The organism is Alistipes sp. CAG:29 (genome assembly GCF_000435435.1).
Taxonomy (GTDB): Bacteria; Bacteroidota; Bacteroidia; order Bacteroidales; family Rikenellaceae; genus Alistipes; species Alistipes onderdonkii.
This window is the reverse complement of the sequence record NZ_FR893428.1, coordinates 1-22513: the sequence shown is the minus strand read 5'-3', so window position 1 is coordinate 22513 and position 22513 is coordinate 1. Positions and strand designations below refer to the sequence as shown.

Below are 22513 nucleotides of genomic sequence, written 5' to 3'. Positions count from 1 at the left end.
GCAACAATGCAACTGCGATGAACCGCTGCGCTTGTATCTCGTCAAACAACTCTATGCAAATATAAATCAAAATCGGATATGGCAAAAGATATCCGTACATTATAATCCGTTCTCCAGTCTTTTCTCCAACAATGGCATAACCGTATAAAGGCTCTCCGCTTCTTGCGAAGCGGAGAGTTTTTCTTTTTCGGGGGGGGGCTCCGCCCTTTATATTGCGAATAGCGCAGGCACTATTCTTACCGTCTTGAATCTGCCTAACAATTCGTTTACCTCCGGTTTTGCTGTCTTCCCATCGTATTGTGGCGTCGTTACGTTGCAGGTGCAAAGATGTTTACGAGGTCTTCACGTACAAGGTCGCGTCTTGCGGTTTGGCGAAAAATCTTCCCTGCGCCTCGATGGGACTGCTGCTTTTTTATGCACCTTAACCAGGGAGGGCAATAAATATCATTTGATGAGTTCCCCGTTTTTATCGTAATTATTTTGGATAAATCCGCCGTCGTCTGTCCATTCGGAGGTGGAACTCAGCGAGCCGTCGGAACGATACGTTTCACGGTAAACCAGCTTGTCGTTCTTGTAGCGCCCCTTGTAATACCATCCGTCGCTGTCATGCGTTTCATAGGGTCCTTCTTTTCTGTCATCACGATAGGTATACACCGAAAGGAGTTTTCCGTGGCTGTCATAGCGTTTTACAGCGCCTTCGAGTTTGCCTTCGACATACTCCTCCTCCATTCTGAGTCTCCCGTCCTCATCGTACCAACGGGCCGTACCATAGCGTTCGTCGTCGAGATAGTCGCAGCAATATTCGATATTTCCATGCGGCCGGAACGCCGTCGAATCGGCATGGTAGGTCGTATATCGGCCTTGGGTCTCTCCTCCGGCATAGAAACCCTCGCTTCTCAGCTGTCCGTTGGGGTGATATGTTTTCACGGCGCCGTCGAGCTTTCCGTCGATGTAAGTCGCAGTCTTGGCAACGGTCAGTCTGCCGTCTATGGTGTAATATTCGCAATACCCGCCGTCGCATACCCCTTCTTTGACCTGTGTCGTAAAGAGATTCGGGAAAAAGGCCTTTCTTACAATTCCGGTCTTTTCGAGTCTGCCCGTAAAGGGCCTGCGATCCGCGATCGTGCAGATAAGCCCGGCGGAGTCGCAATAGTAGAGGTATTTTTCGGAGCTGAGCAGTTCGCCCTTTTCGTAGATCCGCCTGTCGTCCAGCCTGCCGTCTTGGCGGTAGTAGCTCCACGTACCGTCGGGAATCCCCGTCAGTTTCCGGTCGTGGCCTTTTTCACGGCCTTTGGCCATCATCTTGCCATCAGGGTAGAAGAACTCGCAAGGGCCGTCCGGTTCCCCATGCCGGTAAGTTTCGACAGACCAGACCGTGCCGTCGGAACGGTATTCAGTAATCTTACCGTGCCTTCGGAACCTGAGTTTTTTCCCGGTTTCGCAAACATTACCGTCCGCATCGTATTCCGTGTAGGAATGGGGCACATGATCCCGGATGTAGTTCTGGCCGAAAAAGATCGCCTGCAAGATTATGGCTACCGTTACCGGCGCAAGAAGGCCGATCCACCACGCACGGAAGTATACCTGTGCCAGGACGATAGAGAGAATGAACCAGACGATGCATACGAAGATGCTTGAGTAGATAAACGTAAAACCCCTGGCCATGCCCGCACCGGCCGGGTCGGTTCCGGCACTGAAATTTATAAGCCGGACAATCAGCGCAACGGCTCCTACCAACAACGGATAGACTGCCGCGGTCACAAAGAAGAAGAGGAGTTTCATTTTCATTTTAGGTCGGGGTAAAGATTTTTTTTACGGGTTTTCCGGGGACACTGTCCCGGCATATAAAGATAAATTAAAAATTACCTCCGGTTGTTATCCATTCGGATCAATTAGTTATTATTCGTCATTATTTTACGCTTTTTCCGCAAACCGGATCGGAGGCATACACATTCCCGGAAAACGTATGCAGCACTCCTTGCGGGCCGCTGCTTTCTATGCACTTTCCCCGAACACTCCGGAAAATTCGCAAACTTTACGCAGGATTTAAAATATCCGGGCTGCCGGATCGTCTGCATAAGTAGAACGCAGCGGCAATGACAGCACAAAAACGAAAGACCGTACTTTACACCTTCGACTGCTCCGGATGCGGTTACTGCACCGAAGTCTGCGACAGCGGGATCCTCAAGCTGGTCGACAACGGCACATGCCGCTTCGTCAACGTCGCAGACGCTTCGCGCTGCACGGAATGCGGACGGTGCGAACGGCGATGCCCGAACAATGCGATTTTACTTAAACCAATAGCATGAAAGAAAAACTAAAAATTGCAGGATACGCCCAGAGAGGCGTGGTTCCGCTCGCCCTGGGCGTCGCCGTGACCATGTGGCTGTGGAATGCGCTGATTCCCGAGATCGTGGGCTGGAAAGCCATCAACCACGGGCAATCGCTGGGCCTGCTGGTACTGCTGCGGCTGCTCTTCGGGCATTTCGGATACTTCGGCCGCGGAGGTTTCGGCCGTCCGCACATGTCGCGCCGGGAGCACCGCCGCCTGCACGAGGCTATGAGGGGCATGTCGCACAGCGAAAAGCGGGAGTTCATCCGCCGCCGGATGCGGGAATTATGCGAACGGTGCCGCCGACACACGGCAGGCGGAGAAAACACGCACCCATTTTAAAATCTGAACCGATGTATAGTAATGAACAGGCAAAGAATGTGACCTTCCGCACGGACGAGCGCATGACCTACGGTGCAATGAACTACGACGGCGCGGAGCTGATGGAGCAACTGTTGGCGCAGAAAGTATCGCTTGCTCAACAACCGGCCGTACAAACGCCTATTCTTCCCAAAGAGACACCATGAACGAAGATACACAACAGAATATGGAACTGACCGCACAGGAGGAGGCTTTCTGCGACCTCTATGTCCACGGAGGAATGGAGTTCGCAGGGCAGATCCTCAAATGCTACCGTAAGATCTTCGGCGGCACGGCATCGATGCGGGATTCGGCACAGGCTCGCAGCCTGCTGCTCCAGCCCCGCATGATGGCCCGCGTCAAGGAGATGATCTCAACGGAACAGTACGAGATGGAGACGGCCGCCGTGAAACTCCAGGTCGCCGAGCCCCTCAAGGCCGTGATGGCCGAGGCGGCGACACAGAACTACATAGACCGCTTCGGGGCGCCTCTCTCCCCGGCGTCCGTCGTTGCCGGCGGGCTTCCTGTCCGCGGCGGTGCGGTGCGCAATTCGAAAGACGCCGTCGACAAATGGATTTGGGGCCTCGGGCTGGGCATATGATAAAAAAAGGCTTTTGCCGCCGCCTGCCCTCCCATTTTCGTTTCCTGCAGCTCTGATTTGTGTTCAAAAAGTTGGAAAATGTTTGCTGTTTGTCCGAAAAAATCCATATATTGGGCATATAAACACTAAACATGCAAACATGTTCTTACGCTCCATTTTATCCGTCGCGGCACTGTTGTGCCTCGTCACGCCCGCCGTGTTGCGCGGCGCGGCGTATGCCGATTACGATCAAACAATATCCGAACCGCTGGAAATACGGATCAACGACAGCCTCAGCATCCGGATAAGATCGATCTCCAAAGAGGAATATGAAACCCGGAAACAGGCGGCGGAACACTTGCGGCATAAACCTTACCGGAAAATCGAGGATCTTGCCAAAGTGCAGAAAATCCTCGGCCGGAGACTGAAGGTTATCCCCAAAGATTATGGGGGCCGTATTGTCAAGGAGTTTGAAATCACTTTCGACGACGGAACCAAAGAGTACAAGGAGTACTTGGATTTGGAATTCGTCTTTTACGCCTACTATCCGGAGCTCAGGATATTGTGTTTCGATTCTGCCGGCGGTTACAGTAAGGTCGACTTCAACACCAATTCGGAAGAGTGGAACGGAAATATAAGCCCAGAGGAGTGGTCTGTTTCGCCCGACAAACAGTTGCGGATCAATGCCGATGGTCCCGACTGTATAGCGAGAGACGGCTACAGCTATTTTTTAGAGAAATGGAACAAGGAAAAGAGACGGTACGAGCATATCGGCGATTTGTTTTATACCGAGAATTTGCTCCGGTCGTGGACGGACGACGGCGACGGTTTAAATTTCGAACGTGTACAACATGTGATTCTGTGCTGGTACTACGGTACGGACTGGTCGTGGACGGACAATAATACGGTATTGTATACATGCCCCGATTCCTACACGGAAGGAGGCCGTCTCTACGGTGAAATGGAGATTATCGTAAAATAACGATCCTATGAAAAAAACAGCACTTCTATTGAGCCTGTTGATTTCCCTGTTCCTGCCCGGACTGCAGGCGCAGGAGAATTCCGCGATGCCGCGCTTCACGGAGTTTCGTACTCCCGAAGAGTTCGATAGCGGCGGGTGGCAAAACAAAATTATTGATGAAGCACAAATCGATTCCCGTATACTGCAACTGGTAACATCCAAGGATACAGTCGATTACTACAATCGATGGATATGTGTTCAGGTGCTCGATAAAACCACGCGCCGGCTCCTGCAGGAAATCGACCTGGCACCAGACGAAGAAGGGGGTGTGGGTGACATGCTTTGTGTCGATGACTACAATTTCGACGGCTACGACGATTTTTCCATGTTGGAAGGGGTATATGCGAGTGGGAATACATCGAGTGTTTATTTTCTGTTCGATCCCGGAACCGGCACTTTTTTCCTGAGTAATATCGGCGGAACCAACCTGGAATTTAACGACGTTTCCAAAACGATCACTTCGACGAACTATTGCTGCGCCGGAAGTAGAAAGATGGAGCAAATCTACAAACTGGTGGATAACCGGGCGGTGCTTATCGAACAGCACTGCCTGACCTGGGTAGAGGTAGAAGAAAAGGGCACGTATTTGGAGGACGAAGATGGATATCCGGTCTTCGAAGAAGAGGATTGCTATCCCGACAGCTATATCGATGTGGAATTGGAATCCGTCGGATCGAAAGATACTTGCCGGCTGAGGCTTGCGATTTACGATGAAGATATGGCAGGCGGTTTTGTTCAGTATAAAGATCAGAAGGAGCGGATACCCCTGTATCTGAATCATTCTCAAACCGTAGAGCCAGGCAGCGGCGGCGATCCCGATACACGCCGCCTGTTCTATAACGAAATGCGTCAGGGCGTTGCCGACGGGGAGTATGTGGTGACGCTCCGGTATCCAGACGTTATCGAGGTATATTATCTGCGCGGGAAAGAGGAACGGGAATTCATGTTGAAAAAAACAACGGAATGAAAAGAACTGCGGTCTTATTGAGTGTGTTGCTGTCTTTGCTTTTCTCTGCGCTGCACGCGCAGAGAACAAAGTGCCTGCGCATAACGAAGAAGGCGCTGGATATAGGGGTTTACGATTACGGAAAGGTCAAAAAATCTCCGTATAAAGTTTACTACGGGAAGCAGGCCGAGGACAAATTCACCGAAGTGCTGATGAAAAGCGAGCGGCTTATGAATTCGGGTAAATTCGGTCAGTATCGGACACCTGACGATTTTGTTACGGACGATGTTGTGGCTTACGAATATTGTCCTGAACTGAACTATGTGATGACCACGGGCGGGCATGGCTATGCCTTTGCGTATGATTTGGAAACTTTGGAAGAGATCTTCGTCAATCCCTCTACTTTTGTCTATTCTCCGTCGGGTTGCTATCGCTTTGGAACATTTGACGTCGAAGCAGGAACGGAGATTTATTTGGAGGTAAAGCAGGGTGATAAATGGGTTTCACATCTTAGAGGAGTCTGCCCGACCATGATAGAGGGCGTTTACTGGTTCGACGATCAGACGATACATTATCTGAAAAAAAAGGAAAGCCCCTCTGGCACAAGCTACTGGATCGGATATTCGATGAAATTCTCTTTTGAAAATGAACCGGAAGAATCCATCCGGCCATGACGCAGGCGGCTGCCCCGCATGCCGCGGCGGCAGGTCGCGGGCCGGATTGATCGCATAGCCCGCCGGACTGATTTCCGGCAAACTCCGTGAGGTGGTTATACACGGTGCAGTATTTCCAATAGCTGCGCAGGCTTTTGAGCTTGCCCACCTGCTTTTCGTAATCTTCGTTATGCTACCGGAATACCGCCAGCAGCGTTTCATGGTTCATACCCAATCCCAGATAGGCGTTACGCACTTTCTCGGCGGTTACATAGTTATCCCGGTCGGCGATCTTCCGGTAGGCCTGATTGATACCCACACGGATTTTATCCAGCATCCGGTTGTCCTCCTGCGCCACCACGCTGCGACCGGCCCGCGGCCGAACTCCACGCTCCATGATTTCTCCTCCACGTCCAGCTTGCAACTGCACTGTGCGATTTTACCGTTTACCGTAATCCGGCACATCACCGAAGCAAGCCCGTTCTTTTTCGTGGCGTTGCGTTTCAGATAGAATAAAACTTTAAATGTCGATCTCATAACTCTACAATTTTTTAGGGTTCAACCTCCGATCACAGATGGAGCAGAATATGCTTGCATACTATGCCCTGCAAGGAGGAGGTCGCCGCCGTTTCTTTGGCGGCAAAAATATTTCTTGCAGAGCTGTTTATCGATACGCAAAGACACAGCGAATCAGTGTAATAGCATTCGGAAACCGACTTTTTTCGAGGTGTGCTGCCCATAATCCGAAAATCCTGCTACATTTGCAGTCGCAATCCTCCGAATCAGGCTTGTAATTCAGCGTTTTGAAAGCCTCCCAAAATCTCCGCCGCCGTTTTGAAAAGAGTAACGGGATAGTAACGTAACTCCGGTTTCATTTGGCTTTTTGGCGGTTTCGCCTGGCTTTGTCTTTGCAATACGTTTTCCTCTAAACCCCTTATTTACAACCTTCCTGCGCTCATCTGCTCAATCTCTCATTTTTTATTCTTATCTTTGCAGCGGAAAAAGAAATAAAGTATGAGTCTCGTAGCAATCGTGGGCCGTCCGAATGTCGGCAAAAGCACCCTCTTCAACCGTCTGGTAGGCCAGCGAAAGGCCATCGTCGATGCCACGGCCGGAACCACCCGCGACCGCCATTACGGTAAGACCGACTGGAACGGCCGGGAATTTTCCGTGATAGACACGGGCGGCTACACCGTCAATTCGGAAGATATCTTCGAGGACGAAATCCGCCGCCAGGTATTGCTGGCGATCGACGAAGCCGACGTGATCCTCTTCCTGGTCGAAGTCAAGACCGGCATCACCGACCTCGACATGCTGATGGCCGACCTCCTGCGCCGCACGTCGAAAAAGGTGATCCTCGTTTGCAACAAGGTCGACAACAACGACCAGATATACTCTTCGCACGAGTTCTACGCCCTGGGGCTGGGCGACCCCTACTGCATCAGTTCGATGAGCGGCAGCGGGACGGGCGACCTGATGGATGCCATCCTCGCGGCGCTGCCCGCCGAGGCCGTGGTCGAAGAGGAGGAGAACCTGCCGCACATCACCATCGTGGGCCGTCCCAACGTCGGCAAATCGTCGATGACCAACGCCCTGCTGGGCGAAGAACGCAATATCGTGACCTCGATCGCCGGCACCACACGCGACTCGATCCACACCCGCTACAATAAATTCGGGATGGACTTCTACCTCGTGGACACGGCGGGCATGCGCAAGAAAGGCAAGGCGATGGAAGACCTCGAATTTTACTCGGTGATGCGTTCGATCCGCGCCATCGAAAATTCCGACGTCTGCATCCTGATGCTCGACGCACAGCAGGGGCTCGAATCGCAAGATCTCAACATCCATAACCTGATCGTCCGCAACCGCAAGGGTTGCGTGATCGTGGTCAACAAATGGGATCTGGTCGAGAAGGACAACAATACGATGAAGGAGTGGACGGAGTTCCTGAAGAAGAAACTCGCACCGTTCAACGATATTCCGATCATCTTCACCTCGGTTCTGAGCAAACAACGCATTTTCGACGTACTCCAGACGGCTATCCGGGTCTACGAGTCGCGCAAACGCCGCATCTCGACCTCGGCGCTCAACGATTTCCTGCTGCCGCTGATCGAAAATTACCCGCCCCCCGCGACCAAAGGCAAATACATCAAGATCAAATATGTAACCCAGTTGCCGACGCCGACGCCGCAGTTTGCGTTCTTCGTCAACCTGCCGCAGTACATCAAGGAGCCTTACCGCCGCTTCCTCGAAAACAACATCCGCGACCACTGGGATTTCTCCGGTGTACCGATGCAGATCTATTTCCGGCAGAAATAAGGATGGGTTGCGGCATCGCCCGGTCTCGTCACCGGAGAAATCCGGCCTCGACATTCCCCCTAAATCCCCCTTTGGCAAAGGGGGACTTTTACAAACCGGGATGCCGATGCAAATCTACTTCCGGCAGAAATAAGGATGGGCTACGGCATCGCCCGGTCTCGTCACCGGAGGAATCCGGCCTCGCTCCTGCCATTCGCACAAAACAAAAAGGGACGACATGCAGTGTCGTCCCTTTTTACACTCCGTTACGCCTCCCGCCGTCGCGCCAATAGCTTACGCGCCGTATCGGAGAGCAGCACCACGGCACCGGCAAGGATCGCAGTATCCTTTATCACCAGCCGCCCGGCGCCCGAAAGCAACGGAAACCCGAATTCCCCGCTGCCCAGATCCGGCACCCAGACTTCGGGCGTAGTCACCAGGAACGACAGTGTTCCGAGGGTCATAATCACTGCCAGCACCTCCCCCGCCAGGCCGATGCGGGCCGAGAAGAACCCGAGGAAGGTCAGGATGCCGATCCCCATGATCAGCAACCCCAACCCGTGGGAAAAGCCATAGGTGTTGTTCTGCTCGTGCCACGCATGTTTTTCAGCGTCGTATTCGCCCTCCTTGAGTTTATAATCCCTGTACTCGGGTGCTTTTTCGTTGTAAAAGAAACTCATGAAGGGGCTGTTCGCCACGAAGGGCACGATGCCTTCGGCTTCGTAGTTCCAGAACTTAAGTCCGCCGATCCAGACAAAAATGATAAGGATAGCCACCCGGATCATCCCCAGGCCGAGCCGTTGCGCGTTGGCCGCAATTTTCAGAAAGCCGTAAAACAGGCAGGAAAGTCTTTGCATCATATTCGTTTTTCGTTAATTGTCCGATGATGCAAAGGTCTGCATTCAGGATCGCACACGCGATGGCAGGAATGCCGGAAATGTTGGGAATTATTCCCTTTTTTCGCGCTGCCGGAACCCGGTGATGCTCTCGCCGTTCATTTTGGCGAAGAAACGGCTGAAAGCCGCGGTATCCTCATAGCCCAGCAGGTAAGCGATCTCCTTGGCGCTTTTCGGGGTATAGAGCAGCAGGCGGCGCGCCTCGGCATTGACCCGGTCGTGGATGATGTTCAGCGGCGAGGGCTGCCCGCACGAGGCGAAGAGGTTGGCGAGCGTCTTGGGCGACCGGTGGAGCAGCCCGGCATAGTCCTGCACCCGTTTCTTCGTCCGAAAATGCTCGTCGACCAGCACATAGTAGCGGCGCACCGTGTCGAAGAGTTTTTCACGGTCGGCACCGACGGAGAAATGCTCGCGCGCGATGCGCGTACATATGATAATAAACCGTTTGAGCTGCATGCGGAGCATCTCTTCGCGCAGACCGTCAACTACCCCGTATTCGGCCCGCAGGTCGTCGACCACCCGTTGCAGGGCGGCCGTGCGCATTTCGGAGAGTTCGAGCCGCAGCACTTCGGAACTGCCGTTGAAAAGCAGTCCGCTGCACGACACCTCGCCGTCATGACCGAAAATGCAGTAGAAATTGCTGTCGAAAGCAAGGATCAGGTATTCGCCCTCGGCGCGCGTCACGTCGAGGGTATGGAGCGGCGTCAGGGGCAGCAGCATCCCAACCCGGAGCTCCATGGGAATATGGTCGACTTCGAGCCAAAGGCATCCACGCCTTACCCAGACGAATTTATAGAGCCCGGGGCTGCGATGCAGCGCGGCATCGCGGTAGTCGCTGCACAGGACGAGGTTGCCTTTCAGGGGCGTGCTGAATGTCAGATCCATGGTTCGGAGATTTAGGTTCGGGGAAACAATCGCAAGCGGTATCTCAAAGATAATGCACAAAAATAAAAACACCCGCATTTCGGGCCGAAAAATCGCATCCGCCTTCGGAGGCAGTCAAGGTACGGTTTTCGGCCTGTATAACTTCAGGTTATACCATCATCAGAATTACCGATTTGCAAATCCGTGAAACATAACTTACATTTATAAAAAATCTAACCCGCATAATAAAAAAACCCCATGGACAAAAAGAAACAGCTTACCGCTGAGAACGGCCGGCCGATCGCCGACAACCAGAACATCCAGACCGCAGGCGTCCGCGGCCCCGTGACGCTGCAAGACCCGTGGTTCCTCGAGAAACTCGCGCATTTCGACCGCGAAGTAATCCCCGAACGGCGTATGCATGCCAAAGGCTCGGGCGCATTCGGCACCTTTACGGTGACGCAGGACATCACCGAATACACGCGTGCGTCGATCTTCGCCCGGGTCGGCAAGAAAACCGAATGCTTCGTGCGTTTCTCGACCGTCGCCGGCGAGCGCGGCGCAGCCGATGCCGAGCGCGACATCCGCGGTTTCGCCATGAAGTTCTACACCGACGCGGGCAACTGGGATCTCGTGGGCAACAACACCCCCGTATTCTTCCTGCGCGACCCGCTGAAATTCCCCGACCTGAACCATGCCGTGAAGCGCGACCCGCGCACCAACCTGCGTTCGGCCAACAACAACTGGGATTTCTGGACGCTGCTGCCCGAAGCGCTGCACCAGGTGACGATCACCATGTCACCGCGGGGCATTCCGGCATCGTACCGCCACATGCACGGATTCGGCAGCCACACATACAGTTTCTATGACAAGGACAACAAGCGCACGTGGGTGAAGTTCCACCTCACGACCCAGCAGGGGATCAGGAACCTGACGGACGCCGAGGCCGAAGCCCTTGTGGGCAAAGACCGCGAGTCGCACCAGAGGGATCTCTACGAGTCCATCGAACGCGGCGATTTCCCGCGCTGGACGATGTACGTGCAGCTGATGACCGAGGAAGAGGCGCGCAACTACAAGCTCAACCCGTTCGACCTGACGAAGGTGTGGTACCACAAGGATTTCCCGCTGCACGAGGTGGGCGTGCTGGAATTGAACCGCAACCCCGAGAATTACTATGCCGATGTCGAGCAAGCGGCGTTCAACCCGATGAACATCGTCGAAGGCATCGGCTTCTCGCCCGACAAGATGTTGCAGGGGCGCCTGTTCTCCTACGGCGACGCACAGCGCTACCGCCTGGGCGTGAACCACACGGAAATCCCCGTGAACAGGCCCCGCTGCCCGATCCACGCCTTCCACCGCGACGGGCAGATGCGCACCGACGGCAACTACGGATCGGCAAAGGGTTACGAACCCAACAGCTACGGCGAATGGCAGGACACCCCCGCCCTCAAAGAGCCGCCCCTGGCCGTGAACGGCGACGTTTACAACTACGACGAGCGCGAACTGGACAGCGACTATTTCACGCAGCCCGGCCTGCTGTGGCGCGTGATGTCGGCAGAAGACCAGAAAGCCACCTGCGAGAATACGGCGCGCGCCATGGGCGATGCCGAGCTGTTCATCAAGCAGCGCCACACGCGCCACTGCTACTATGCCGACCCGGCATACGGCAAGGGAGTGGCCGAGGCGCTGGGCATCTCGCTCGAAGAGGCCCTCAGGGCCGAAGACCCGGCGCATCCTTCGTGGGATCCGCGTAAATGACCGGCGGAATTCCGCGCAGGCAATCCGCGCAGCCCGCTCCGGCAAACCGGTTCGCACCCCACCGCCGGCCACGGCAGGCCGATGCCTGAAACCGGCAGGCGAAAAAACCGCCGGACAATAACGGCAAGGCCGGGCTTTCAGAAAGCCCGGCCTTGCATTTTACCCATGCAGGGGTATTTACGGCTGCTGCCGGTTAGGGAAACCTTCAGCCCGGCAACCAGCGTGCCGTCTCTCCCTGTGTATCCCGCACGGACTACTCCCGGGGCACGCTACCGCCCGGCTGCGGGGTTTCGCCGCCCTGAGGCTTATCGCCGCGGCGACGGTTCCTGCCCCCGCGATGGCGGTGTTTGCGGTCACGCGTCCCACGATTGCCTTCGCCGCGCCCGGAGGCGTGGTCGTTATCGGCAGGTGCCGCCTGAGGGACTGCGATCCCGGGATTTTCGGCAGCCGCCGCACCCCGTTCCCGGTCGTTGCGGCGTTCGCGCCCTGCGCGTTCGCCCTTGTCTGCGCGTCCGCGCCCACGGCTTCCGCCGTTCGAACCGCCGCGGCCACGGCCTCCGCCACGGCCACCGCGCCCACGGCCGTTATTGACGGCAGGATTGTATACGGGGCCCGCGCCCACGCTGGCCGGCAATTCGGCCTTGCGGATATCCCTCTCGATGAACTTCTCGATCGCATGGAACTTGCCCTGCTCGTCCTCGCTGACGAACGTCACGGCGCTGCCCGTAGCCGCGGCGCGCGCCGTACGGCCGATACGGTGGATATAATCCTCGGGGTCGTGCGGCACATCGTAATTGATGACCAGCCCGATATCCTCGATGTCGATGCCGCGCGCCACGATATCCGTAGCCACCAGGATCGACACCTTGTTGTTCTTGAAGTCGAGCATCACCTCCTCGCGCTGCGCCTGTTCCAGGTCGGAATGCATGGCGGCCACATTGAGTTTCATGCGCTTGAGCGTGTGCGCCAGCTCCTTGACCTTGAGCTTCGACGACGAGAAGATGATCGTCTTCGAATCGGTCGGCTCGGCGAACATCTCGCGGATGATGCCCAGCTTCTGGTTCTCGTAGCAGACATAGGCCGACTGGTCGATCGCCTCGTTGGGTTTCGAAATGGCGATGTTCACCTCGGCGGGATTGCGCAGGATCGTCCTGGCCATCTCACGTATCTTCGGGGGCAGCGTCGCCGAGAACATGATCGTCTGCCGATCCTTGGGCATATAGGAGACGATCTTCATGATGTCCTCGCTGAAACCCATGTCGAGCATACGGTCGGCCTCGTCGAGGATCAGGCACTCGACGTGCGAAAGGTCGATGCCGCTGTTCTGGATGTGCGAGATCATGCGCCCGGGGGTGGCGATCACCACGTCCGAACCCATCAGCATACCGCGCTTCTGCACATCCCAGCCCTTGCCGTCGCCACCGCCGTATACGACCGTGGTCGACACGGGCAGGTAGTACGAAAATCCCTGGAACTGCTGGTCGATCTGCTGCGCCAGCTCGCGCGTCGGCACGATGATCACCGACTTTATCACATTGTCTTCGTTGCCTTCGATCAACAGCCTGTTGAGCAGTGGCAGCGTGTAGGCCGCCGTCTTGCCGGTTCCGGTCTGGGCGCAACCGATGATGTCGCGGCCCTCCAGGATCACCGGGATGGTGTGTTCCTGAACAGGAGTCATCTCCTGGAAATTCATATCGTCGAGTCCGTCGAGGATCTCATCCTCCAAATCGAGTTCGTCAAATCGCATCTTACGTTTCAGTTTATTATATCCTTAAATGATTTCTTCTCCGAACAGCGTCGCCGGGGTGCACCCCGTAATGCGCACGCGCACATAGTCGCCGACGTCGTGCCGGCCGCGGTCGAAGACCACGACCTTGTTCTGCGACGTCCGGCCCGAGAGCTGCTTTTCGTCGCGCTTCGAGCGCCCCTCGACCAGCACTTCGAACTCGCGCCCCACGTCGCGCAGGTTGCTCGCATGCCCCAGTTCGTTTTGCAGGGCGATGATCTCCGAAAGCCGCCGCGACTTCACCTCGTCGGGCACGTCGTCCGGCAGGTGCTCGTGCGCGAAAGTCCCGGGACGCTCCGAGTATTTGAACATGTAGGCGAACTCGTACCCCACCTCGCGCATGAGCGAAAGCGTCGCTTCGTGCTCCTTCTCGGTCTCGCCCGAGAAGCCGGCGATCAGGTCGGTCGTGACGGCGCAATCGGGCAGGTAACGGCGGATGGCGGCGACGCGGCCGAGATACCATTCGCGGGTGTATTTGCGGTTCATACGTTCGAGCATCGACGTGGCACCCGACTGCGCAGGCAGGTGGATGGCACGGCAGATATTGGGCATCGAGGCCATGACCTCCAGCAGGCGGTCGCTCATGTCCTTGGGGTGCGACGTGGCGAAGCGCACGCGCAGCAGGGGCGAGATCGACGCCACGAGGCGCATCAGTTCGGGAAAGTCCACCTCGCCGGCCTTGTACGAATTGACGTTCTGCCCCAGCAGCGTCACTTCGCGGTATCCGTTCCCGAAGAGCGAGCGGGCCTCCGCAACGATCGTTTGCGGGTCGCGGCTCCGTTCGCGGCCGCGGGTGTAGGGCACCACACAGTAGGAACAGAAATTATTGCATCCGCGCATGATGGCCACATAGGCGCTCACGCCGTTGCGGTCGAGCCGCACGGGGGCGATCTCGGCATAGGTCTCCTCCGTGGAGAGCAGGACGTTCACCCCCTTGCCGCCCGCCTCGGCCTCGCGCACCAGGCGCGGCAGGTCGCGGTAGGCATCCGGCCCGGCCACGACGTCGACGCCGTAAGGGCCCTCGACCAATTTCTCCTTGAGGCGTTCGGCCATGCAGCCGATGATGCCCACGACGAGCCCCGGTTTGGCCCGGCGGTAGCGTTTCATCTCGGCCAGACGCCCCCAGATACGCTGCTCGGCATTGTCGCGGATCGAGCAGGTGTTGATCAGGATGACATCGGCCAGGCCGATATCCTCGGTGTAGACGTATCCCTCCCGCTGCATCAGGGCAACCACGACTTCCGTGTCGCCGACATTCATCTGGCAGCCGTAGGTTTCGACGAAAAGTTTGCGTCCGGCGCCCGACAGGGGGCGCAATGTATTCGTATTGAGTTTAAATTCCACGTTCCAAATTTCCGTTATTCCGCATGTATCTCGTTCTTGTCGGGGAACTGTTTGAACCCTTCGCCGAACGTCTCGTAGGCATCGGTCACGACTACGAACGCCGCCGGGTCGATCTCTTTGATCTTATGTTGCACGAGGTGCACCTCCTTGCGGCTCACGACCAGGAAGATCATGTCCCGCGAAGCGTCCGTATACATCCCCTTCGACTTGATGTAGGTCGCACTGCGGTCGAGGTCTTCGATGATGAAGCGTTTGAGCGCCTGATGGTGGTCGCTGATGATGAAGAGCAGCTTGTCGTACGACGCACCGTTGAGCAGGTAGGCGATCACACGCGAGGTGATATAAATCGTGATGAGCGAATAGAGCGTCAGCATCCAGCCGTTCGAGGCGGCTTCGCCCGTCCCCAGCCCGAAGCCGATGACGGCCAGGCCGGACAGCACGACGAAACCGTCGGCCAGGAAGATGCCCGACGAGAACTTGATACCCGCGAATTTCTGCAACAGCATCGCCACGATGTCGGTGCCGCCCGTGGTCGCCTGCTGGCGCACGACGATGCCCTGCCCCACGCCGATGACGACGGCGCCGATGACGCACGTCAGCAGCAAGTCGTTCGACAGGTCGAGCCGCCCGCCCAGCAACAGCGACGGGTCGAGGCTCTCGACCGCCGCGGCGTCGGGATAGACCAGCCGTGTGAGCACGTTCATAAAGCCGGGCGTATAGAGCGCGGCCAGCACCGTACGCGTTCCGAACTGCCCGCCGAAAACCAGCATCGCAACGAGCATCAGCGGCACGTCGAACATATAGCCGAACGTACCCACCTGGATCGACGGAAAAATGTTGTGCAGCACGATACCCATACCGTACACGCCTCCCGGCACGAAATTGTAAGGGTTCACAAACAGCACGAAGCCGGCACCCATGACCGAACACCCGAAAAAGATCAGGAACCACGAGCGCCACCACGCCCACGAGCCCATAGGTTCCAGTAATGCTTTCGTATTCATACCCTGTTATACATTTAAAGTATGCAAAGATACGATATTCCCCCGAATCCGCCAGCAGAACGGCGCGGATTTTTCACGCAGGGCTTCCGTTTCCGGATTTTTTAATTATATTTGCATTACACAAACCCTTGGAAAACCGTTATGATCCTCACATATTACACCGCTACCACCATGATTATCATCGCCTATCTGCTGGGCTCGATTCCGAGCGCCGTGTGGATCGGCAAGAAATATTACGGCATCGACATCCGCGAATACGGCAGCAAGAACGCCGGCACGACCAACATGCTGCGCGTGCTGGGCAGGCGGGCCGCACTGCCCGTATTCGGGCTCGATTTTCTGAAGGGGTTTGTGGCGGTGACGATCATCGACCTGATGAAATACGACAGCGTATTCGCCGACGGGGCCAATGAAAACTGGTTCTACATCCTGCGTTTCATCGCCGTGTTCGCCGCCGTGGTGGGACACATCTTCCCGATCTTCGCCAATTTCCGGGGCGGCAAGGGCGTAGCGACGCTCGTCGGGGCCATCATGGGCGTCAACGCCCCGCTCGTACTGCTCTGCTTCGGCGTATGGTTCCTGGTGCTGATGGTCACCCACTACGTGTCGTTGGCCTCGATGGTCGCAGGCTGTTCCTTCCCGATCTTTACGCTCATATCGCCGAAGGTCAACCACCTGGTGCCGTTCGTGGTTTTTTCGTTCATCATCGCCATCCTGCTGATTTACACCCACCGCAAGAACATCGAGCGGCTGAAGGCCGGCACCGAATCGAAGATATACATCTGGAAACCCCGGCATGTAAAAGTCGACCCGGAAGAAGCCAAGGACAAGGGAGCAAACAAATAAGGCTCCGGAAGCTGCCCCACAGGACTTTTTGGAGCAAAAAGTAAGCACAATAGGATAAAAAATGCGGGCACCCTGCTGGAAAATCGTTTTTTTGTCTATCTTTGCACCGGACATTAGGACGCAATCATGTTAGAGGAAAACCTGATAAAAATATACGAGACGAGTTTCCGCGAGAACCGTGAAATGCCGGCACTGACCGACTATTTCAAGGGCGAAACCTTCTCGTATTACGAGATGGCCAAGGAGATCGCCAAGCTGCACCTCCTGTTCAAAAAGGCCGGCGTAAAGAAGGGCGACAAGATAGCGCTGATCGGGCGCAACAATCCCCGGTGGTGCATCACCTACATCGCCACGATCTCCTACGGCGCCGTAATCGTCCCGATATTGCAGGATTTCGCTCCGGCCGACATCATCCACATCATCAACCACTCGGAGAGCAAGCTGCTCTTTCTGGGCGACAACTTTTGGGACATCATCGAAGAAGACCAGATACGCCAGATCGAGGCCGTGTTTTCGCTCACCGATTTCCACGCCATCTACGAACGCAACGGCAAGGCGCTCACCAAGTTCCAGCGCGATATCCTGAAAAACTACCGTTCGAAATATCCGCGCGGGTTCAGCGTAAACGACATCAAGTACCCCGAGATCCCCAACGACGAGGTCATCCTGCTCAACTACACGTCGGGCACCACGGGCTATTCGAAGGGAGTGATGCTCACGGTGAACAACCTCACGGGCAACGTAAGTTTCGCCCGCGGCATGGTCAACACGCAGACCGGCACCCACTATTTCCGCAAGGGCGGACGCACGCTGTCGTTCCTGCCGCTGGCCCACGCCTACGGCTGCGCCTTCGACTTCCTCTCGCCGCTGGCCGTCGGGGGGCACGTCACCCTGCTGGGTAAAATCCCGTCGCCCAAGATCCTGCTGGAAGCCATGTCCGTGGTCAAGCCGACGATCATCTGCTGCGTACCGATGATCCTCGAAAAGGTCTACCGCAAGCAGGTGATGCCGATGCTCGAAAAAGGCCCGATGTCGATCGCCGTCAAGATTCCGCTGCTCAACACGGCCATCTACTCGGTGATCCGGAAAAAACTGCTGGATGCCTTCGGCGGCAACGTCGACATATTCATCGTCGGCGGCGCCCCGATGAATCAGGAGACCGAATCGTTCCTGATGAAGATCAAGTTCCCGATCACCATCGGTTACGGCATGACCGAATGCGCGCCGCTCATCAGTTTCACGCCCGACAACGAATTCAAGGCGGGTTCCTGCGGCCGCTACCTGAAAGGGCTGCTCGACGTCAGGATCGACTCGCCCGACCCGGAGCATGTGGCCGGCGAAATCATCGTGCGGGGCGAGCATGTGATGAAAGGCTACTACAAGAACGAAAAAGATACGGAGAAGGTACTCGAACCCGACGGCTGGCTCCACACGGGCGACATGGGCACGATGGATCCGGACGGGACGCTCTACATCCGCGGACGCTCGAAGACGATGATCCTCTCCGGAAGCGGGCAGAACATCTATCCCGAGGAGATCGAGGACAAGCTCAACAACATGTACCTCGTACTCGAATCCCTGATACTCGACTCGGGCAACGGCAAGCTCAAGGCGATGGTCGTCCCCGACTACGAACAGGCCGAGGCGGAAGGCGTGGACAAGAACGACCTGCCGCAGATCATGCAGAACAACCTCACGGAACTGAACTCGCTCCTGGCGGCATACGAACGGGTGTCGGAAATAATAATTTATCCGACGGAGTTCGAAAAGACACCAAAACGGAGTATCAAACGTTATTTATACAGTCCGTCGCTACTGAACAAATAAAAAAACATACACATAAAGGCTCAGCAGGTAACCACTTGGATTCTCTATCCCAAATTCTTCATAGTCACTGAATCCATTCCAACAATGAGGCGTCACTAATAGTTCGGTTACCTGCTTTTTTTACGAAAGTTACCCGGGAGCACCGGGTAACTTTTTTTTATTATCTTTACGGCATGAAAATGACCCGCAAGCAAACCGTCGGAGAAAACCTGCTCTACGTGATGGTGTGGGCAGCCATCATCCTGGTGCCGGTGCTCAATTCGCAGATGATGTCGGAACTGCACATCAGTTTCGAGAACGTGCTCATCGCATGGCGGCAGATAGCCCCCTACTTCATCATCTTCATCATCCATAACTCCGTCCTCGCCCCGCGGCTCATGCTGCGCCGCAAGTACAAGACCTACCTGCTCTGCGACCTGGCGCTCATCATAGCCGTATTCTGGCTGGTGGACGTTTACGAAGAGCACCTCACCGACCACTTCCTCCCCCACGGCGACCCCGAGGCGTTCGACGCCTACCGGAAAGCCTCGTTCTCGAACCTGGAGATGTATTGGAACGTCGTGCTGGGATTCTTTATGACGGGGGCCAACACGGGTATCAAGCTCATTTACCAGTCGATGCGCGACGAGCAGCAGATGGAAGAACTCAAACGCCAGAACCTGGAAGCCGAAATGGACTATCTGAAATACCAGATAAATCCCCATTTCTTCATGAACACGCTCAACAACATCCACGCCCTGATAGACATCGACACCGAATACGCCAAGAGCGCCGTGATCGAGCTTTCGAAGATGATGCGCTATGTGCTCTATGAATCGGGGCGCGAGATCATCTCCCTGAACAGGGACATCCAGTTCGTACAGAATTACATCGGGCTGATGCGCATCCGCTACACCGACGCCGTGGACATTCGCGTGGAATACCCGCACGACCTGCCGCCCCAGGTTTCCATCCCGCCGCTGTTGCTGATCGTATTCGTGGAAAACGCCTTCAAGCACGGCGTGAGTTACAGCAAACCGTCGTTCATCCACATGCGGATCGACTACGCCGACGGCAAGGTCGTCAGCACCATCAGCAACAGCCTCCACACCCCGCAGGCGGAGAAGCACAATGCCGGGATCGGGCTGGAGAACGTCCGAAAACGCCTCTCGCTGATCTACGGCCCGAAAAACTATTCGCTCGACATCGGGGAAACCAATGAGACCTATACCGTAAAACTCGTAATACCTACCCTCCATGCTTAAATGTATCGCCATAGACGATGAGCCGCTGGCCCTGCGCCAGCTGAAAGGCTACATTGAGAAAATCCCGTACCTGGAACTCGCCGCTACGTGCAACAACGCGCTCGAAGCCCAGCAGTTTCTGGCCGCGCAGCATGTAGACCTGATATTCGTCGACATCAACATGCCCGACCTGAGCGGCGTGGAATTCGTCCGTTCGCTGGTCGACAGGCCGATGGTGATTTTCACGACGGCCTACTCGGAATATGCCGTCGAAGGGTTCAAGCTCGACGCCGTGGATTACCTGCTCAAACCCTTCAGTTTTGCCGACTTCAGCCGCTCGGCGGGGAAAGCCAATTCGCTCTACGAACTGCGCCACAACCAGCGTGCGGGAGTACCCGAGGCTACCCCCGAAGCCCTGCCCAAAGACAAGGAATACATCTCCGTGAAAGCGGATTACAAGGTTTCGCTGGTCAAGATCAGCGACATCGTGTACCTGGAAAGCGAAGGGGAGTACGTGCGGATGCACCTTGCCGACGGCACGACGATCACCACGCTTTTCCGGCTCAAGAACATGGAGGCGGCACTCCCGTCGGATATGTTCATGCGCGTGCACCGTTCCTACATCGTCAACCTGCGTTGCATCAAAGGCTATGTCCGCGGCCGCGTGTTCCTGAGCGATACGGAATACGTCCCCATCGGTGAAAACTACAAGGAGAGTTTCCAGCACTACATCGAATCGAATTTCAAGAATTTATAGGGCCGAGAAATCGGGGATCCCCGACAACTGGACGTATTTGCCGTCGCGGTACTCGCAGCAGTAGTGCCGCAGGCCGTTGGTCAGGATCACGAACCGCGCCCCCAGCACCGAATTGTAGCGCACAGCCTGCGCCAGGGTTCGCTCGCCGATCCGGATTTCCGGCGCTTTGCATTCGGCCAGCACCAGCGGCTCGGCACGGTCGCCGACCACCACCACGTCGGCCCGCTGCGGCTGTCCGTTGACCGGCACGGCATATTCCTGCACGACGCGCTTGGGCAGCACCCCGCAGTGCGAAACGAGGTAAGCGATCAGGTGGCGCCGCACCCACTCTTCGGGGGTCAGCACGAGATAAATACCCCGCAGGTCATCCCACACCTCGACCTGTCCCTCGCGGCGGCGGGCACGCAGCCGGATGGCAGGAAAATTGAGTTTGGGGAGCGCAGACATCTTAGTTCCGGAAAATTTACTATCTTTACGTGCACAAATATACGAACATTTTCGATACGCCGGGCCGCACGGGGCACTCGTTTGGCCGGGCGTAAGGGAATGGTCACAAAAAAACAACCTTATGAGGAGTATTCTTTCGATCATAGCACTTTTTTCGTGCTGCACGCTGGCGGCACAGGAGTATATTCCGACCTACGGCCGCGAACCGATGCGCGGTGAACTGCTCGTCTACCCAAGCGCCCGGGAGGCTGCGGAGGCCGACGGCAGCGACAACAAATATTTCAAGCGCCTGAACGAATGGACGCAAAAGGGGAACAGTTTCACGACGGACTTCACCGTACCGTTCGCCTGGGCCAACCGGCAGGTATTGTTCCGGCTCGGGTGGGCATCGGCCGACTATGAGATCCGCGTAAACGGCGAGGCGGTAGCCTACAACAGCGACTGCAACGCCCCGGCTGAATTCAACCTCACGCGCCATGCCAAAGAGGGGCGTAACACGCTGGAGGTCATTCTCAGTTCCCCGTCGAAGGTCGAACGGCTCGAAAGCTGGAAAAACGACGCGTCACCGGCCATCGGAGCGGCATGGGTCATGAGCCAGCCCACATTGCGCGTACGCGACATACTCACCAAGACATGGCGCAGCACCGAAGAGGGAGACAACGTCATGGCCGAAGTCGGACTCGTCGTCAAGAGCGAAGCCCTCAACCCGCGCACGTCGCGCGTTCACTACGAATTGCTGTCCCCAGCCGGTAAGACCTCGGCAACGGGCTACAAGGACATCAAACTCAACATGCGCGGCGAGGACACCCTGCGGTTCCTGGCACGTATTCCGGACAGCCTGCTTTGGAACCCGGAAAAGACCACACGCTTCACCTTGCGGGTCAAAACCCAGCACGAAGGCCGCTACATGGAATATATCGAAGTCCCGCTGGGGTTCCGCACCGTAGAGGTGCAAAACGGACAGCTGGCGGTGAACGGCACACCCGTCACGCTCCGCACGCGCGAGATTCCCGCCCAGGCCTCGGCAGACGAGATCGCGGCATTGCGCGGACAAGGGTACAACACGCTTAAACTCCTCCCGGGGTCGGTGTCCCCAACGCTGTATGACACCTGCGACACGCTGGGAATGTACGTGATCGTACAGGCGCCGATCGACACCCGCAGCAGCGGTGAATCGAGGCGGATCGGCGGCAATCCGTCGAACGCCCCGGAATGGCTGGGAGCATATGTCGAACGTACGGCGGACAGCTACCATGCCTCGAAACGGCATCCGTCGGTAATCGCTTTTTCGCTGGCCACGCAATCGGCCAACGGCATCAACCTCTACGAAAGTTACCTGAACATGAAGAAGTCCGGCGACCCGCGGCCGTTCATCTATCCCGATGCCGCCGGAGAGTGGAACAGCGACAAACTGAAGATGCAATAAACCCGAAGTGGCTCTGCGATAACGCGAAAAGCTTTTATTGCAAAAAAATCCCGATTTTTTTGCAGGATTTTTTTGCAATAAAAAAAATTATCACTAATTTTGCACTCGCAATCGGATAACGATTGATGCCTCTTTAGCTCAGTTG

At 56.1% G+C, this 22513-nt stretch carries 22 protein-coding genes and 1 pseudogene; 14 read left to right on the top strand and 9 right to left on the bottom strand.

Translation table 11 applies throughout. The features are described 5' to 3' along the window. Together QVP03_RS04000 and QVP03_RS03995 are read right to left on the bottom strand one after the other, a co-directional pair. Positions 1–325, bottom strand: a 325-nt coding sequence (locus QVP03_RS04000) for a hypothetical protein (RefSeq protein ID WP_288210629.1), incomplete at its 3' end; no start/stop codon positions are given. Positions 326–444: 119 nt separating this feature from the next. Continuing rightward, complete coding sequence (locus QVP03_RS03995; protein WP_256166443.1) at positions 445–1788, bottom strand: toxin-antitoxin system YwqK family antitoxin; 1344 nt, start codon at positions 1786–1788, stop codon at positions 445–447. 308 nt (positions 1789–2096) lie between these two features. Here QVP03_RS03995 and QVP03_RS03990 point away from each other — a divergent pair, with 308 nt between their 5' ends. The 7 genes from QVP03_RS03990 (at position 2097) to QVP03_RS03960 (ending at position 5913) form a co-directional block, all read left to right on the top strand. Beyond that, positions 2097–2309, top strand: coding sequence for a 4Fe-4S binding protein (locus tag QVP03_RS03990; RefSeq protein WP_117506581.1), 213 nt, complete (start codon positions 2097–2099; stop codon positions 2307–2309). Next, positions 2306–2674, top strand: coding sequence for a hypothetical protein (locus tag QVP03_RS03985; protein WP_022332303.1), 369 nt, complete (start codon positions 2306–2308; stop codon positions 2672–2674). The genes QVP03_RS03990 and QVP03_RS03985 overlap by 4 nt, the downstream gene beginning before the upstream one ends. An 11-nt stretch (positions 2675–2685) precedes the next feature. After that, entirely contained in the window at positions 2686–2859 is a 174-nt protein-coding gene (locus QVP03_RS03980) for a hypothetical protein (protein WP_022332302.1), read from the top strand. 20 nt (positions 2860–2879) lie between these two features. Next, entirely contained in the window at positions 2880–3293 is a 414-nt protein-coding gene (locus QVP03_RS03975; protein ID WP_276791293.1) for a hypothetical protein, read from the top strand. A 139-nt stretch (positions 3294–3432) separates the two neighbouring features. Next, complete coding sequence (locus QVP03_RS03970; RefSeq protein ID WP_022332300.1) at positions 3433–4254, top strand: hypothetical protein; 822 nt, start codon at positions 3433–3435, stop codon at positions 4252–4254. Between the two features lie 7 nt (positions 4255–4261). After that, entirely contained in the window at positions 4262–5260 is a 999-nt protein-coding gene (locus QVP03_RS03965; RefSeq protein ID WP_022332299.1) for an XAC2610-related protein, read from the top strand. Further along, entirely contained in the window at positions 5257–5913 is a 657-nt protein-coding gene (locus QVP03_RS03960) for a hypothetical protein (RefSeq protein WP_022332298.1), read from the top strand. Before QVP03_RS03965 ends, QVP03_RS03960 begins: the two co-directional genes overlap by 4 nt. Before the next feature lie 79 nt (positions 5914–5992). Here QVP03_RS03960 and QVP03_RS03955 read toward each other — a convergent pair. Beyond that, a pseudogene (locus QVP03_RS03955) lies at positions 5993–6429 on the bottom strand (Arm DNA-binding domain-containing protein); the annotation flags it as partial. Between the two features lie 477 nt (positions 6430–6906). Here QVP03_RS03955 and der point away from each other — a divergent pair. Further along, complete coding sequence (gene der, locus QVP03_RS03950) at positions 6907–8211, top strand: ribosome biogenesis GTPase Der (protein WP_022332296.1); 1305 nt, start codon at positions 6907–6909, stop codon at positions 8209–8211. Between the two features lie 245 nt (positions 8212–8456). Here the strand turns inward: der and QVP03_RS03945 are convergent, their stop codons facing one another. Both QVP03_RS03945 and QVP03_RS03940 read right to left on the bottom strand, forming a co-directional pair. Continuing rightward, the gene (locus QVP03_RS03945) at positions 8457–9050 is read right to left on the bottom strand and encodes a DUF417 family protein (RefSeq protein ID WP_022332295.1); all 594 of its coding nucleotides are present in this window, start codon (positions 9048–9050) and stop codon (positions 8457–8459) included. An 87-nt stretch (positions 9051–9137) separates the two neighbouring features. Next, positions 9138–9971 carry a helix-turn-helix domain-containing protein gene (locus QVP03_RS03940; protein ID WP_022332294.1) on the bottom strand — a complete coding sequence of 278 codons (834 nt, stop codon included), beginning with the start codon at positions 9969–9971 and terminating at the stop codon, positions 9138–9140. Between the two features lie 237 nt (positions 9972–10208). Here QVP03_RS03940 and QVP03_RS03935 point away from each other — a divergent pair, with 237 nt between their 5' ends. Beyond that, entirely contained in the window at positions 10209–11708 is a 1500-nt protein-coding gene (locus QVP03_RS03935; RefSeq protein ID WP_022332293.1) for a catalase, read from the top strand. 253 nt (positions 11709–11961) lie between these two features. Here QVP03_RS03935 and QVP03_RS03930 read toward each other — a convergent pair whose 3' ends face one another. The 3 genes from QVP03_RS03930 to QVP03_RS03920 are packed head-to-tail and all read right to left on the bottom strand — an operon-like array spanning position 11962 to position 15842. After that, positions 11962–13455 (bottom strand): DEAD/DEAH box helicase, encoded by a 1494-nt coding sequence (locus tag QVP03_RS03930; RefSeq protein WP_018695326.1) that lies wholly within the window; start codon positions 13453–13455, stop codon positions 11962–11964. A 24-nt stretch (positions 13456–13479) separates the two neighbouring features. After that, entirely contained in the window at positions 13480–14856 is a 1377-nt protein-coding gene (gene miaB, locus QVP03_RS03925) for a tRNA (N6-isopentenyl adenosine(37)-C2)-methylthiotransferase MiaB (protein ID WP_390613183.1), read from the bottom strand. After that, positions 14853–15842: a YitT family protein gene (locus tag QVP03_RS03920; protein ID WP_117506571.1), complete on the bottom strand. Its 990-nt coding sequence runs from the start codon at positions 15840–15842 to the stop codon at positions 14853–14855. Before QVP03_RS03920 ends, miaB begins: the two co-directional genes overlap by 4 nt. Before the next feature lie 141 nt (positions 15843–15983). On the opposite strand from QVP03_RS03920, the gene plsY reads away from it, so the two are divergent. From plsY to QVP03_RS03900, 4 genes are all read left to right on the top strand, one after another. Further along, the gene (gene plsY / locus QVP03_RS03915; RefSeq protein WP_018695323.1) at positions 15984–16688 is read left to right on the top strand and encodes a glycerol-3-phosphate 1-O-acyltransferase PlsY; all 705 of its coding nucleotides are present in this window, start codon (positions 15984–15986) and stop codon (positions 16686–16688) included. Positions 16689–16814: 126 nt separating this feature from the next. After that, the gene (locus QVP03_RS03910; RefSeq protein WP_022332290.1) at positions 16815–18515 is read left to right on the top strand and encodes an AMP-binding protein; all 1701 of its coding nucleotides are present in this window, start codon (positions 16815–16817) and stop codon (positions 18513–18515) included. A gap of 173 nt (positions 18516–18688) precedes the next feature. Then, on the top strand, positions 18689–19759 hold the full coding sequence (locus QVP03_RS03905) for a sensor histidine kinase (protein ID WP_288210628.1): 1071 nt from the start codon (positions 18689–18691) through the stop codon (positions 19757–19759). Continuing rightward, positions 19752–20495, top strand: a complete 744-nt coding sequence (locus tag QVP03_RS03900) for a LytR/AlgR family response regulator transcription factor (protein WP_018695320.1) — start codon at positions 19752–19754, stop codon at positions 20493–20495. Before QVP03_RS03905 ends, QVP03_RS03900 begins: the two co-directional genes overlap by 8 nt. Here the strand turns inward: QVP03_RS03900 and QVP03_RS03895 are convergent. Then, positions 20490–20942 (bottom strand): type I restriction enzyme HsdR N-terminal domain-containing protein, encoded by a 453-nt coding sequence (locus QVP03_RS03895; protein ID WP_022332288.1) that lies wholly within the window; start codon positions 20940–20942, stop codon positions 20490–20492. The two genes, QVP03_RS03900 and QVP03_RS03895, sit on opposite strands and share 6 nt — an antisense overlap. 121 nt (positions 20943–21063) lie before the next feature. On the opposite strand from QVP03_RS03895, the gene QVP03_RS03890 reads away from it, so the two are divergent. After that, positions 21064–22368: a glycoside hydrolase family 2 TIM barrel-domain containing protein gene (locus QVP03_RS03890; RefSeq protein ID WP_022332287.1), complete on the top strand. Its 1305-nt coding sequence runs from the start codon at positions 21064–21066 to the stop codon at positions 22366–22368. The last annotated feature ends 145 nt before the right edge of the window (positions 22369–22513 follow it).

Bases quoted from the DNA above. Each gene is read 5' to 3' on its own strand.
- QVP03_RS03995 (WP_256166443.1), bottom strand. From the start codon at position 1,788: ATGAAAATGAAACTCCTCTTCTTCTTTGTGACCGCGGCAGTCTATCCG.
- QVP03_RS03990 (WP_117506581.1), top strand. From the start codon at position 2,097: ATGACAGCACAAAAACGAAAGACCGTACTTTACACCTTCGACTGCTCC.
- QVP03_RS03985 (WP_022332303.1), top strand. From the start codon at position 2,306: ATGAAAGAAAAACTAAAAATTGCAGGATACGCCCAGAGAGGCGTGGTT.
- QVP03_RS03980 (WP_022332302.1), top strand. From the start codon at position 2,686: ATGTATAGTAATGAACAGGCAAAGAATGTGACCTTCCGCACGGACGAG.
- QVP03_RS03975 (WP_276791293.1), top strand. From the start codon at position 2,880: ATGGAACTGACCGCACAGGAGGAGGCTTTCTGCGACCTCTATGTCCAC.
- QVP03_RS03970 (WP_022332300.1), top strand. From the start codon at position 3,433: ATGTTCTTACGCTCCATTTTATCCGTCGCGGCACTGTTGTGCCTCGTC.
- QVP03_RS03965 (WP_022332299.1), top strand. From the start codon at position 4,262: ATGAAAAAAACAGCACTTCTATTGAGCCTGTTGATTTCCCTGTTCCTG.
- QVP03_RS03960 (WP_022332298.1), top strand. From the start codon at position 5,257: ATGAAAAGAACTGCGGTCTTATTGAGTGTGTTGCTGTCTTTGCTTTTC.
- der (WP_022332296.1), top strand. From the start codon at position 6,907: ATGAGTCTCGTAGCAATCGTGGGCCGTCCGAATGTCGGCAAAAGCACC.
- QVP03_RS03945 (WP_022332295.1), bottom strand. From the start codon at position 9,050: ATGATGCAAAGACTTTCCTGCCTGTTTTACGGCTTTCTGAAAATTGCG.
- QVP03_RS03940 (WP_022332294.1), bottom strand. From the start codon at position 9,971: ATGGATCTGACATTCAGCACGCCCCTGAAAGGCAACCTCGTCCTGTGC.
- QVP03_RS03935 (WP_022332293.1), top strand. From the start codon at position 10,209: ATGGACAAAAAGAAACAGCTTACCGCTGAGAACGGCCGGCCGATCGCC.
- QVP03_RS03930 (WP_018695326.1), bottom strand. From the start codon at position 13,455: ATGCGATTTGACGAACTCGATTTGGAGGATGAGATCCTCGACGGACTC.
- QVP03_RS03920 (WP_117506571.1), bottom strand. From the start codon at position 15,842: ATGAATACGAAAGCATTACTGGAACCTATGGGCTCGTGGGCGTGGTGG.
- plsY (WP_018695323.1), top strand. From the start codon at position 15,984: ATGATCCTCACATATTACACCGCTACCACCATGATTATCATCGCCTAT.
- QVP03_RS03910 (WP_022332290.1), top strand. From the start codon at position 16,815: ATGTTAGAGGAAAACCTGATAAAAATATACGAGACGAGTTTCCGCGAG.
- QVP03_RS03905 (WP_288210628.1), top strand. From the start codon at position 18,689: ATGAAAATGACCCGCAAGCAAACCGTCGGAGAAAACCTGCTCTACGTG.
- QVP03_RS03900 (WP_018695320.1), top strand. From the start codon at position 19,752: ATGCTTAAATGTATCGCCATAGACGATGAGCCGCTGGCCCTGCGCCAG.
- QVP03_RS03895 (WP_022332288.1), bottom strand. From the start codon at position 20,942: ATGTCTGCGCTCCCCAAACTCAATTTTCCTGCCATCCGGCTGCGTGCC.
- QVP03_RS03890 (WP_022332287.1), top strand. From the start codon at position 21,064: ATGAGGAGTATTCTTTCGATCATAGCACTTTTTTCGTGCTGCACGCTG.